Genomic DNA, 12,862 nt, shown 5'->3' with positions numbered 1-12,862 from the left:
GACAATCGACAGGGGCAGGGCATGGCAGAGGTTCTTAGGCTCGAAGGGGTCAGCAAGTCCTACGGCGCGGTCATCGTTGCGGATGCGCAAAGCTGGTCGCTGGAGGCCGGCGAGGCGCTTGGCGTGATCGGGCCGAACGGCGCGGGCAAGACGTCGATGTTCAACCTCGTGACCGGGACCGTCGTCCCCAATGCGGGGCGGATCTGGTTCGACGGGCAGGATGTGACCGGCTGGCCGGCGGCCAGGCGATGCCGTGCCGGGATTGCGCGGAGCTTTCAGGTTCCGCAACCCTTTGGCGGGATGACGGTCTTCGAGAATGCGCTGGTCGCGGCGACGCAAGGCGCAGGCGAAAACGGAGCGCAGGCTGAAGCCACCTGTCTGGACGTGCTGGAGCGGACGGGGCTTCTGCCGAAAGCCAACGTGCTGGCCAAGGGGCTGACGCTTTTGGAGCGCAAGCGGCTGGAACTGGCGCGTGCCCTTTGCGCCCGGCCGAAGGTGCTCCTGCTCGACGAGATTGCGGGCGGGTTGACCGAGGCCGAATGCCATGCGCTGGTCGCCAGTATCCAGGACGTGCGCAAGACCGGCGTTTCGATCGTGTGGATCGAGCATGTGGTCCATGCGCTTCTGGCCGTGGTGGACCGGCTGATCGTGATCGATTTCGGCCGCAAGATCGCCGAGGGTGAGCCGCATGCGATCATGGAAAGCCGCGAGGTGAAGGAAATCTACCTGGGGATCGAGGCCGATGCCTGATCCCGTCCTGTCCCTGAGCGATCTCGACGCCCGCTACGGCGATTTTCAAGCGCTTTATGGCGTGACGGCCCATGTCGAGCCGGGAGAAGTCGTCGCCATGATCGGGGCAAACGGCGCGGGAAAGACCACGCTGATGCGCTCGATCGCCGGGTTGATCCGCAACGCGCCCGAGGCGATCCGCTGGAAGGGGCAGGCGATCGGGCGGCTTCGGGCAGATCAGGTGGCGGCGCTCGGCATCGCATTGGTGCCCGAGGGACGGCTTCTGTTCCCGTCGCTGTCGGTCGAGGAGAACCTTGTCATCGGCGGTCAGCTGAAGCGGCCGGGGCCGTGGAACCTGTCCCGCGTCTATGACCTGTTCCCGATCCTGCAGGAACGGCGGAACCAGCAATCCACCTCGCTCTCGGGTGGACAGCAGCAGATGGTGGCCATCGGGCGGGCGCTGATGTCGAACCCGGAACTCATCTTGATGGACGAGATCAGCCTCGGCCTCGCCCCGGTCATCATCAAGCAGATCTACGAGGCCCTGCCGGGGATCGTGGGGCAGGGCATGTCGGCGATCATCGTTGAGCAGGACATTGCCAAGGCCCTGTCGGTTTCGGCCCGTGTCTATTGCCTGCAGGAAGGCCGCATCTCGCTCGAAGGGCGATCGGACTCAGTTTCGCGCGACGCGATCAGCCGCGCCTATTTCGGGATGTGACGGCATGGAATGGGTGAACGCAGTCCTGCAAGGCACGCTGCTCGGGGGGCTTTATGCGCTCTTCGCGGCGGGGCTGAGCCTGATCTTCGGCGTCATGCGGCTGGTGAACATCGCTCATGGCGACCTGATCGTGCTGGCCGCATATCTGGGCCTGACGATCGCGGTCGGGCTGGGGATCCATCCCCTGCTGGCGCTGGCCATCGTCGTGCCCGTGATGGCGGCGCTCGGCTACGCCCTGCAAAGAGGCATCCTGAACCGCACGATGGGCGACGACATCCTGCCGCCGCTTCTGGTGACCTTTGGCCTGTCGGTGATCATCCAGAACGCGCTGCTCATGGGTTTTTCCGCCGACCCGCAAAAGCTGCAGGCCGGTGATCTGGAAACGGCGAGCCTGACGGCAGGCGGCCTAACCATCGGCGTACTGCCCTTCCTGATGTTCGCCACCTCGGTGGCGGTGATCGGCGGGCTGCAGTGGATGTTCTATCACACGGCGCTTGGCCGCGCCTTTCGCGCGACCTCGGACCGGCAGGACGTGGCGCAGCTCATGGGTCTGAACCGGGCGCATGTCTTTGGCCTGGCCATGGCGTTGTCGCTGGCGGTCACCGGAATCGCGGGCGTGTTCCTTGGCATCCGCACGTCCTTCGATCCGTCCATCGGGGGGAGCCGCCTGATCTTCGGCTTCGAGGCCGTGATTATCGGCGGTCTGGGCAATCTCTGGGGCACGCTGGCCGGCGGTGTCATCATTGGCATCGCGCAGGCCGTGGGCGGACAGATTCACCCCAGTTTGCAGCTTCTGGCAGGGCACATCGTGTTCCTCGTCATACTCGCCGTCCGTCCGCGCGGCCTCTTCCCGAAGATGGAGGGCTGAGCGATGCAGGTCACCCGCTCGTCTCCCGCCTCGCGCGCCGCTGCCGTGATCGGCCTTCTGATCGTCATCGGCCTTGTCGCCGCGCCCTGGTGGGCGGGGCGGGCCGACCTGCGGCTGATGGGCGAGATTTTTCTCTATGTCTCGCTCGCCACGCTCTGGAACCTTCTCGCGGGCTATGCCGGTCTCGTCTCGGTCGGGCAGCAGGCCTATGTCGGATTTGGCGGTTACGCCTTCTTCGCGCTGACCATGCTGGCCGGGATTCCGATCCTGCTGGCGCTTCCGCTCGCCGCGGTCGCCGGTGCACTGGTTGCTATCCCGGTGGCGACGCTGATCTTCCGCCTGCGCGGCGCCTATTTCGCCATCGGCACATGGGTGGTGGCCGAGGTCTTTCGCCTGATCGCCGCGCAGACGCCAGCCCTTGGCGGCGGGTCGGGGGCGAGCCTGTCGGCAGACATCGTCAAGACGCTGGCCGACAGCCGCGACCTGCGTGAGGCAATCGCGTTCTGGCTGGCGCTCGGGGTTATGATCCTGACGGTGGGTGCGGCTTTCCTCATCCTGCGCTCGCGTCGCGGCCTGGCGCTGACCGCGATCCGAGACAACGAACTCGCGGCGCGCAGCCTCGGCATCGACATCTGGCGCACGAAGTTCTTCGTCTATGTCGTGACCGCCGGGATGACGTCGCTCGTCGGAGGGCTGATCTTCCTCCAGAAGCTCCGGATTTCGCCCGACGCCGCCTTTTCGGCCAATGACTGGACTGCTTTCGTGATCTTCATCGTGGTGATCGGCGGGATCGGTACGCTCGAGGGGCCAATCCTTGGAACGCTGATCTTCTTCGCCCTGCGCGAGACGATGGCCGAGCTTGGCACGATCTACCTGATCGCCCTTGGTGTGGTCGCCATCGCGGTCATGCTCAAGGCGCCGACGGGCCTTTGGGGCCTGATCCGGGCCCGTACCGGCGCCGAGCTTTTCCCGCTGAGCCGCCGTGTGACCGGCCTCGCCCCCATGTCCCGCAAATAGGAGCCATCATGGCCCGCCGTCCGAAGACCGTCATCACCTGCGCCATCACGGGTGCGATCCACACGCCGACCATGTCGGATGCGCTGCCCTACACCGCCGACGACATCGCCGGACAGGCTATCGCGGCGGCCGAGGCCGGGGCGGCCATCCTGCACCTGCATGCGCGCCGGCCTGCGGATGGCGGCGTCACCATCGACCCCGATGCCTTCGCCGCCTTCCTGCCGCGCATCAAGCAGGCGACCGAGGCCGTTGTGAACATCTCGACCGGCGGGAGCCTCAAGAACACGATCGAGGAGCGCATCGCACCCGCCCTGCGCTTTTCGCCCGAGATGTGCAGCCTGAACATGGGGTCGATGAACTTCTCTTTCCATCCGCTGGCCAAGCGCTACGACAGCTGGAAATTCGACTGGGAGAAGGATTACGTCGCCAATTCCGACACCTACATCTTCCGCAACACCTTCCGCGACATCGAGACGGTGGCCAACGCGCTCGCGCCGCACAAGATCAAGTTCGAGCACGAGTGCTACGACGTCGGCCACCTCTACAACCTGCGCTTCTGCATGGATATCGGGCTGTTCAAGGCCCCGATCTTCATCCAGTTCATCTTCGGCATCCTCGGCGGCATCGGTCCCGAGGTCGACAACCTGATCTTCATGAAACGCACGGCAGATCGCCTGTTCGGCGACGATTACCGGTGGTCTGTTCTGGGCGCGGGCGGGGCGCAGATGAGCCTCGCGACCACCGCCAGCCAGATGGGCGGGAATGTGCGGGTCGGGCTGGAGGACAGCCTGTTCATCTCGCGCGGCAAGCTTGCCGAAAGCAACGCCCAGCAGGTCGCCAAGATCCGACGCATCGTCGAGGATCTCGGCTGCGAGGTGGCCTCGCCTGATGAGGCGCGAGAGCTTCTTGGCCTGAAGGGCGGCGATCGCGTCGCGTTTTGACATGCGGCCAAGGCCAGGTCCAATGGGGCAGGGCGGGACGTGTCGCCTCTTGGTGTGTTTGACCGCATCGGCTTCAGCGCGCCCGCGCCACTCGATGAAAGTGACGGCGCGGACGCCCTTGAGGGAGGCGGCAGAAGCGCGCCTTCCCCCCTCACGGATACTGCCCCCGAACCGCCCCAAGGCAGCGTCAGACACCTCCGATCCCGTGCCGGGCCGACGATCAGGCGCGCGCAGACGCTTAGGGTTCAGGATCGAACGCCTGCTGGCGGGCGACTGACTGAAGGGCCTGAAACAGTGCGTACCTCTTGTCATGCAAAGCCGCGATGTCACCCCCTGCCGGCTCGAACAGCCGTGCCCGGCCGGACATGGCAGCCATTGCATCCTGAAGGTTTGCATGCGTTCCGCCCGCAGTCGCTGCAAGCATCGCCGCGCCCAGAAGCACCGGCTCGGCGCCTTCGGGAAGAGCGAGAACCTTGCCGGTCGCGTCTGCGATGATCTGGCAGACCAGGTCGCTTTGCGCGGCCCCGCCGCTGGCCATGATCGTGTCGATGGCGATGCCACGCTGCGCCAGCGCCTCGATCAGCTGGCGCAGGCCGTAGCCGATCCCGCTCAACCCGGCCAGATAGAGACCCGCAAGACTGTCGAGTCCCCGGTCAAGGCCAAGCCCCGATATGACCGCCCGCGCTTCGGGGTCGGCGAAGGGAGAGCGGTTGCCCAGAAACTCCGGCACCACGACCACCTGACCGGCCGCCCGGATCGTCTCCGACAGGGTAGGGGCCAGTGTCTCGGCATGAGCGGCGACATGGGCGATCAGGGATCGCCCTGCAGTCTGCGCCTGCTCTTCGATCTCTGCCGCATCGCGGTGCAGGTGGACTAGGTGGTCAAGCGCCGCGCCGGCTGCCGATTGCCCGCCCTCGTTCAGCCAGAGGCCCGGGATCATCGCGCCGAAATAGGGCCCCCAGACCCCTGGCACATTCACCGGATCGACGGTCGAGGCCATGGAACAGGCCGAGGTGCCGAAGATGTAGGCGAGCCGCGCCGTCGCGGGTTCATGTCGTCCCGGCACCTCGGCGCGAAGCGTGCCGAGTCCCCCTGCATGGGCATCGATGAGCGCAGCGGCGGCAGGCAGACCCTCGGGTAACCCAAGCTCTTGTGCTGCCTGCGCGGTCAGCCCGCCCACCCGCTCTCCCGGAGTGAGCATCTCTGTGCCGATGCGGGCAAAGCCCTCGTCGGCCAGGGCACCAAGGCCGATGGCGCGGAAATAGGACGGGTCCCACCTGCTTTCATGCGAGAGGTAGGTCCACTTGCAGGTGACCGTGCAGGTCGAACGCGCGAGCGATCCGGTGGCGCGCCAGGTCAGAAAGTCAGGCAAATCAAAGAACCGGGCCGCCTGCGCAAAGGCTTTTGGCCGATGCCGCGCCAGCCACAGGAGCTTGGGCGTCTCCATTTCCGGCGAAATGCGGCCGCCCACGTAATCCAGCACCGGATGGCCGAGCGCGTTGATTTCCTCGGCCTCGGGCTGGGCGCGATGGTCCATCCAGACGATGACATTTCGCGCGGGGTCTTCCGAGGGTCCGACCGGAATACCCTCGCCGTTCGGCCCGACGACCACCAGCGAACAGGTGGCGTCAAAGCCGATGCCTTTCACCTGCTTCGGATCCAGCCCGGCCATGGCCTCATGCACCGCCGCGCAAACCGCTGCCCAGATCTGGTCCGACGACTGCTCCACCTGATCGCCCGGCGCCTGCCAAAGGGCCAGGGGATGTTTGCCGAGGCCAAGGAGCCGCCCCTTGGCGTCGAACACCCCCGCCCGGGCCGAGCCGGTGCCGACATCGACTCCGATCAGCATGTCAAAGGTCCACCGAGTTGGGCAGGATGACCAGATCTCGCACCACCACGCCCGGGCGGCGGGTCAGCATGAACATCACGGCCTCGGCCACTTCCTCGGGCTGCATCAGGCTGCCATTGGCCAGTGCCTCGTCCATCTTCGCCTTCGGCCAGTCGTCGAGAAGCGCCGTCACCACCGGACCCGGAAGCACCGCGCCAACCCGCAGACCCTTCGGCGCAAGTTGCCGGCGGATCGTGTGGACAAAGGCCTGAACGGCGAATTTCGAGGCGGTGTATATCGGTTCCCACACCACGGGTACGACACCGGCGATGGACGAGGTCATCACGATGTCGCCCGTCTTGCGCTCGATCATGTGGGGAAGGACCGCATGGACCGACCGGAAGGCCGCGTTGATGTTAAGGTTCAGCATCCGGTCCCATTGCGCGGGATCGCCCGACCAGATCTCGCCGCCGACATAGGCTCCGGCATTGGCATGGAAGATGTCGAGCTGGCCGGTGCGTTCAAGGATTGCGGGCATCATGCCGTCAACGCTCGCCGGGTCCAGGAGGTCCACCACCAGCGGGATGGCATCCGGACCGAGCCCGGCGCAGATCGTCTTCAGATTGTCGGCCGCGCGGTCCACCATCACCACCCGGGCGCCGGCCTCGAGCATCGCCTTGGCACAGGCCAGCCCGATCCCAGAGGCTGCCCCGGTGACAGCCGCAACTTTTCCCTTCAGTTTCATGGTTTTCCTCTTTCTTCAGGCGCGGCCATGCGAAATGCGCGAGCGCCGGGCCAGACTGTCCACGATGACCGCAATCGCCAGAACTCCCCCGGTGATCATGTACCGTAGCGACGAGGACAGGTTCAGCAGGGTCAGGCCGGAGGAAATCGCCTGGATGACGATAATCCCCAGAAGGGCCGACCAGGCCGAGCCCCGCCCGCCGAACAGGCTGGTGCCGCCGATCACCGCGGCCGCGATGGCGTTGAGGTTCACATCCCCCGTGCCGGCCTGCTGGCTGGAGGAGGCAAGGCGGGCGGCGGCAAGGGTCCCACCCAGGGCCGCGAGCGAGGCGCAGAGCATGAAGGCGCTGGTGTAGATGCGTCGCACGTTGATGCCCGCCCGCCGTGCCGCCTCGCGGTTGCCGCCCACGGCCATGACCGACCGGCCCCATTTCGTACGGGTCAGGGCGTAGTTCAGCAGGACGACCAGAAGGACGAACAGGCCGAACATGTAGGGCACGCCACGACCGAGATTCAGATAGCCGACTGCGACCTCGAGTGCGAGCGTCAGAAGCCCGGCCTTGAGCATCAGACCGCCCAGACCCGGCGCAGAAAGGTTCGCCGCGAGCCGCTGCCTGCGCCGGCGCTGCCCGACGATCAGCATCACCACGCCCGGCACGAGGGCCAGCGCATGCGACAGCCAGGCTGGCATGACCAGGATCTGGCCGAACTTCACCAGCGCGCTTTCATAGGGCAGGTTGATCGATCCGCTGGCCCCGAGGATGTAAAGCTGCATCCCGAGCAGCGCGAGAAGGCCCGCTAGCGTCGATACGAAGCTCGGCATCCCGAGGCGGTTGTAGAGCTGGGCATAAACCCAACCCACGGCTGCCCCCATGGCAACGGCGGCGGCAATGGCCAGCAGCACCGGCCAGCCCTGCTGGACCCAAAGGACGCCAACCAGTGCCGAAGCGAAACCACTGATCGAGCCGACCGACAGGTCGATCTCGCCCACCAGCAGCACGCAGACGATCCCGAGGGAGATGATCCCGACCGTCGCGCAATCGAAGAGCAGGTTCACGAGGTTGTTCGGAACCAGGAAGATCGGGTTCAGCGAGGTGAACACGACCGAGATGACGACGAGGCCCACTGCCACGGGCAGCATCCCTAGGTCGCCTGACTTCACCCGGTCGGAGAAGCCTTTGAGCGCCCCGGCAAATCCGGTGTCGGCCCGCAGCCGGGCATCGGCGCGGTCCATCGGTCCTTTCGGTGCAGGTCCGGTTTCGACTGGGCCGGTCATGCCTGCACCTCCTTGCGTTCCATTCTTCGCGTCACGGCATTTTCGCTTGCGCCGGTGATCGCGGCGACCAGCTCGTGATGGCTGGCGCTGCGGTCGAAGACTCCGTTGTTGCGCCCCAGGCGCAGCACGACGATCCGGTCGGCCACGGCGCGCACGTCTTCCATGTTGTGGCTGATCATGATGACCCCCAGCCCCCGGTCCCGCACCCTCTCGATAAGGTTCAGGACTTCGGCGGTCTGCGCGACCCCGAGTGCGGCGGTGGGTTCGTCGAGCATGATGATCTTGGGATCGAGCAGCAGCGAGCGCGCGATTGCCACGGTCTGGCGCTGTCCGCCCGAGAGCGAGGCGATGGGTTCCCGCACGGAAGGGATGCGTGCGGCAAGTTCCTGCAGCAGGGTCCAGGCGCGGACCTCCATCGCGACTTCGTCGAGAGCATAGGGGGAAATCTCGTGGCCGAGGAACAGGTTGGCGACGACGTCCAGATTCTCGCACAGCGCGAGGTCCTGATAGACGGTGGCGATACCCAGCTTCATTGCGGCTGCAGGCGTGTCGAGCGTCACCCCGCGCCCGCCGAAGCGGATCACGCCGGCACTCGGTGCATGGACACCGGCCAGCACCTTGACGAGCGTTGATTTCCCCGCGCCGTTGTCGCCAACCAGGGCCACAACCTCGCCCGGATGAATGTCCAGTTCGATATCGGTCAGCGCGGCCACGGCACCGAAGTTTTTCGACACGCCGCGCAGGCTAAGAATTGGGTCCGCCATCGCCTCTCCCCCAAGAAAAGGCCGGCGCCGTGGCGCCAGCCGGTCTGCTGTATCTGAGCCCTTGGTTACTGAATGATGCCCAGCTTCTTGCAGCCTTCGACATATTCGCCGGTGCAGATATTCTCCGGCTTTTCGATGCCTTTGTCGAAGATTTCGGCCTTGATGTTCTCGGCCGTCACCACCGCCGGCACGAAGAGCTGCGAGGGCGCATTGTACAGCGTCGTGGTGGCCTCTGGGGTCTTGCCGTCGAGGAACATCACAGCCGCCTGGGCCGCGGCTGCCGCCACGATTTCCGAAGGCTTGGAGATCGTGTTGTATTGGTCGCCCGCAATGATGAGCTGCAGCGCAGCCTGGGTCGCGTCGTTGCCAGTCACCGGCGGAACGGGGTTCACGCCCGCTGCCTTGAAGGCAGCGATCGCGCCGCCGCCGGTACCGTCATTCGCCGCCACAACGCCCTTGATGTCAGCGCCAAAGCGCGTGATCTGGCCTGCGGCCCATTCCTGCGCCTTGGGGGGCGCCCAGTCCGGCGTGTCGAATTCGGCGAGAGTGACATAACCCGAATCCTTGAGCGCCTCGTGGATACCGTCACGGATCAGGCCAGCTGCCGCATCGGTGGGCGAGCCGTTGATTTCCAGCACCCCCGCGCCCTCCGGCACGCCGGTTGCCTTGAGGTGCTCGACCAGCGACTTGGCGATGGCAAAGCCGATCCCCTTGTTGTCGAAGGAGACGTAGAAATCGGGGGCCTTGTCCGGGATCGGGCGGTCATAGGCGATGACCTTCACACCCTGCGCCTGGGCCTGGGCCACCAGTGAAGCGGCAGCCGTCGAGTCTACTGGGTCGAGCACGATCACCTTGGCGCCCTGGGTCAGGACCGAGTTGAACTGCTGCTGCTGGGTGGCCGCATCGGCATTGGCGTTCTGGTAGATCACCGTGCAGGTCGGGCACAGCTTCTCCATCTCGGCCTTGAAGCCGGGATAGTCGTGCTGTTCGTACCGGGTCGAAGCCTGGTCGGGCATCAGGAATGCAACGGTCGCACCATCGGCGGCCAGCGCTGCGCTTGCGCCCATCAGTTGCGCGGCGAAGAGCGCAAAGAGGCTTGCAGAAGTCTTTTTCATCGTTTCTCTCCCTAAAGTTTTCCGGTCAGTTCCGTCCGTCCGAAGGCGGACCGGGTCGTTCCTTGGTCTGATGGCCCCTGCGCCCTGCCACGTGGCAAGACTTGACCGTGCAGCGCCCCGGGACCGAAGGCGCGGTCAATTCGGTTCGGATGTTGGCGATACGTCAGGCCGCGACGGGCCTGTTATCCTCCAGGAGCGTGCGGAACCTGCTGGGCGACATTCCCTTGCGGCGCAGGAACTGCCGATTGAAGTTGGACAGGTTGTTGAACCCCACGGCGAAACAGATGTCGGTGACCGGCTTCTCGGGCTCGTTCATCAGCAACTGGCAGGCCAGGTTGATGCGGTGGCGGTTCACATACTCCACGACTCCCATGCCGGTATGTTTGCGGAAACTGCGCGAGAAGGCCGAAGGTGTCATCTCGGCGGTCGCTGCCAAGTCCTCCTCGCTGAAATCCTCGGTCAAGTTGGCGTTAATGAAGCTCAACGCCTTGTTCACCCCTGCGGTCATGAAGCCGGACGGGTCGGGTAGGTAGGTGTCCGAGGCAAGGGTCTGCACCTCGGCATCTGCCGCGAGGTTTGCGAGGATCTGCAGAAACAGGCTAGCCCGGCGCGGCCCCTTGGCCTGGACGATCTCGGCCAGAAGCGGCGCGCTGTCGCGGGAGCAAGCCTCCGAGAACAGTGCCCCGCGGCGGCTGATCTCGAAGAGCGTCGAAAAGCCCCGCGTGTCAGGGAACAGCTCGGCAATGCGCAGCAGAAGGTCCTCGGGGAACTGCACGACACGGCTGCGCAGCGGCACAGACGAACGGTCGCCGAGATCGCTGATCCAGTTGTGCGGGAGGTTGGGCCCCGTGAGCACCAGGTTACCGGGGGCGAATTCGCCAATGAAATCGCCGATGTAGTAGTGGCCCGAGGTGGCCGCGACATAATGGATCTCGAGTTCCGGATGAAAATGCCAACGGACCGTGTGGAACGGATACCCATGTTCCCAGGCCGTAAAGGACTGGCCACGGCCGATCTGGACAACCTCTAGGTCCGGCTTCATGACATCCTCCCCTCAAGCGCCGCCGCTTTTCTACGCAGCGTCTGGCCAGCCTCCCCGCCAACCCAGGAGGACACAATGGCGCATGGAATCCCCCCGCGCTACCACAGTGCGCGGTCCGGACTGATACTATTTTGTCTTTCTGCACTGCAACATTGAGCAAAATAGGCGAAGTCGTATCCGCTTTGGGTCGCAGTGCCGACGGATCGCGCGAAACAGGCAGCACTGCTGCAGAGCCACGCCGCCCCGGATGCGGGCCTTGGATCGTCGCCGCCAGGCCAGCGGGCATACAGCCAGTGGGCTCCGAGCCTAGCCGTCGAACCGCGTGGTCCCCCGCCGCCGCACATCGACCGGCCGCGTGTCGATCACCGCCTGATGCGCGCGCTGGTCGCACCCGGTCCGCGGGCAGATGCGGCAGTTGATGCCGATCGGCGTCATTTGCGCCGTCGTTACCGACAGGCCCTCAGCATAGCCGATCTGGGCGGCATGTTCGATGGCGCAGCCCATGGCCACCGCCAGGCGGTTGTCTTGGGCGTGGCGGAACCAGGTCGGCCTGTCGACCGTGCGCGAGACCACGAAGAAGCGGCTTCCGTCGGGCATTTCCACGAACTGGGGTACGATCCGCCCAGGTGTGCGGAATGAGGTATGCACATCCAGCCGGGGGCAGGCGCCTCCATATTCGGCCAGGGGAAACTCGGTGGCGTTGAAGCGCTTGGTCACGTTGCCGCCCTTGTCGATCCGCAGGAAGAAGAAGGGGACGCCCTGCACCCCCTCGCGCTGCAGGGTCGTGGCGCGGTGGCAGGCCTGCTCGAAACTGACGCCAAATCGCGTCGCCATCAGGTCGAAATCGTATTTCGTCGCCCGCGCCTCGGCGAGGAAGGCGTCGTAGGGCATCAGCACCGCCGCGGCAAAGTAGTTGGCCAGTTCCACCCGCAGCCGGCTGACCGCCGAGGGATCGGTCAGGCCCGCCCGATCGATCAGGCTGTCGAGCAGCCCCCGCCACTCCAGCAGCGCGCACATGTGCACCAGCTGGAAGCTGCGGTTGGGATGGTCGAGTGCCTCGGACAGAAGGATCTCCCTGCGCGCCTCGTCATAGGTCCGCAGAGCGCCCGGCATGTCCTCCACCCGTGCCAGCCGCACCGTTACGCCCAACTGGTCGCGCAGCCGCGCCTTGAGGCTTGCATACATGTCGTCGCGGTCGGGCCGGTCGCCGTGCCAGAAGCCTTCCGACGCCAGCTCCAGTTCGCGGAAATGGTTGCGGTTGCGCCGGAAGATCATGTGGACGGAGGCCTCGGGGCTGCCGGCCGGGTCGGGCGTACCCTGAGACAGGGCTGACAGCCGGTCGATGGCCGAGCCATAGGCGCGATGCAGCCGCAGCAAGGCGGCGGCGAGGTCGGGCGCATGGACGAGTGCCGCGCGTAACTGGGGCAGGTCCGGACGGCTGCCCGCAAAGATGGGATCCTGCAGGCAAGCGCGCAGATCGGCCAGTGTCGAGCCCGCCTGATCGTCAGCCAGATCACGCCAGTCGACGCCATACTCCTCCATGAGGCGCAAGAGCACATGGACCGAGACCGATCTCTCGTTATTTTCCAGAAGGTTGACGTAGGAAGCTGAGATGCCGAGCGTGCGAGCCATGGCGCCTTGGGTCTCACCGCGCTCTTGCCGCAGGCGGCGCAACTGGGGGCCGATGAAGGTCTTTTGCATACTGCTGCACACAAGTCCGATGATGTTGACTTTACAATATTACAAATTTTGCATTTTGTAAATTGCTGCATTCACAGCAGAACCCGACTTCATTTGCCGAAAATCCGGGCAGACCGCAT

12 protein-coding genes are annotated in these 12,862 nt (G+C 65.3%); 5 read left to right on the top strand and 7 right to left on the bottom strand.

The window, feature by feature from the left end; all coding sequences use genetic code 11:
* The first annotated feature begins 21 nt into the window (after window positions 1-21).
* The 5 genes from L0V05_RS15940 to kce are packed head-to-tail and all read left to right on the top strand — an operon-like array spanning window position 22 to window position 4,273.
* Window positions 22-750, top strand: a complete 729-nt coding sequence (locus tag L0V05_RS15940; RefSeq protein ID WP_234872126.1) for an ABC transporter ATP-binding protein — start codon at window positions 22-24, stop codon at window positions 748-750.
* The gene (locus L0V05_RS15935) at window positions 743-1,447 is read left to right on the top strand and encodes an ABC transporter ATP-binding protein (protein WP_234872124.1); all 705 of its coding nucleotides are present in this window, start codon (window positions 743-745) and stop codon (window positions 1,445-1,447) included. The genes L0V05_RS15940 and L0V05_RS15935 overlap by 8 nt, the downstream gene beginning before the upstream one ends.
* Before the next feature lie 4 nt (window positions 1,448-1,451).
* A complete protein-coding gene (locus L0V05_RS15930) occupies window positions 1,452-2,315 on the top strand; it encodes a branched-chain amino acid ABC transporter permease (protein WP_234872122.1) in 864 nt (287 codons plus the stop codon).
* A 3-nt stretch (window positions 2,316-2,318) separates the two neighbouring features.
* Entirely contained in the window at window positions 2,319-3,332 is a 1,014-nt protein-coding gene (locus tag L0V05_RS15925) for a branched-chain amino acid ABC transporter permease (protein WP_234872120.1), read from the top strand.
* Window positions 3,333-3,340: 8 nt separating this feature from the next.
* The gene (kce, locus tag L0V05_RS15920; RefSeq protein ID WP_234872118.1) at window positions 3,341-4,273 is read left to right on the top strand and encodes a 3,5-dioxohexanoate:acetyl-CoA acetone transferase; all 933 of its coding nucleotides are present in this window, start codon (window positions 3,341-3,343) and stop codon (window positions 4,271-4,273) included.
* A gap of 238 nt (window positions 4,274-4,511) precedes the next feature.
* Here the strand turns inward: kce and L0V05_RS15915 are convergent, their stop codons facing one another.
* From L0V05_RS15915 to L0V05_RS15885, 7 genes are all read right to left on the bottom strand, one after another.
* Window positions 4,512-6,122, bottom strand: coding sequence for an FGGY-family carbohydrate kinase (locus L0V05_RS15915; RefSeq protein WP_234872116.1), 1,611 nt, complete (start codon window positions 6,120-6,122; stop codon window positions 4,512-4,514).
* Window position 6,123: 1 nt separating this feature from the next.
* Entirely contained in the window at window positions 6,124-6,846 is a 723-nt protein-coding gene (locus L0V05_RS15910) for an SDR family oxidoreductase (RefSeq protein ID WP_234872114.1), read from the bottom strand.
* A 15-nt stretch (window positions 6,847-6,861) separates the two neighbouring features.
* Entirely contained in the window at window positions 6,862-8,121 is a 1,260-nt protein-coding gene (locus L0V05_RS15905; RefSeq protein WP_234872112.1) for a sugar ABC transporter permease, read from the bottom strand.
* Window positions 8,118-8,885 (bottom strand): ATP-binding cassette domain-containing protein, encoded by a 768-nt coding sequence (locus tag L0V05_RS15900; protein WP_234872110.1) that lies wholly within the window; start codon window positions 8,883-8,885, stop codon window positions 8,118-8,120. The genes L0V05_RS15905 and L0V05_RS15900 overlap by 4 nt, the downstream gene beginning before the upstream one ends.
* A gap of 65 nt (window positions 8,886-8,950) precedes the next feature.
* Window positions 8,951-10,000: an ABC transporter substrate-binding protein gene (locus L0V05_RS15895; RefSeq protein WP_234872108.1), complete on the bottom strand. Its 1,050-nt coding sequence runs from the start codon at window positions 9,998-10,000 to the stop codon at window positions 8,951-8,953.
* Window positions 10,001-10,163: 163 nt separating this feature from the next.
* Window positions 10,164-11,042 (bottom strand): AraC family transcriptional regulator, encoded by an 879-nt coding sequence (locus L0V05_RS15890; protein ID WP_234872107.1) that lies wholly within the window; start codon window positions 11,040-11,042, stop codon window positions 10,164-10,166.
* Window positions 11,043-11,348: 306 nt separating this feature from the next.
* The gene (locus tag L0V05_RS15885; protein ID WP_234872105.1) at window positions 11,349-12,743 is read right to left on the bottom strand and encodes a helix-turn-helix domain-containing protein; all 1,395 of its coding nucleotides are present in this window, start codon (window positions 12,741-12,743) and stop codon (window positions 11,349-11,351) included.
* Window positions 12,744-12,862 lie beyond the last annotated feature (119 nt).

The organism is Alitabrizicola rongguiensis, assembly GCF_021491355.1.
Taxonomy (GTDB): Bacteria; Pseudomonadota; Alphaproteobacteria; order Rhodobacterales; family Rhodobacteraceae; genus Aliitabrizicola; species Aliitabrizicola rongguiensis.
The sequence above is the reverse complement of the archived record's forward strand: the minus strand, read 5'-3'. Positions and strand labels throughout refer to the sequence as shown.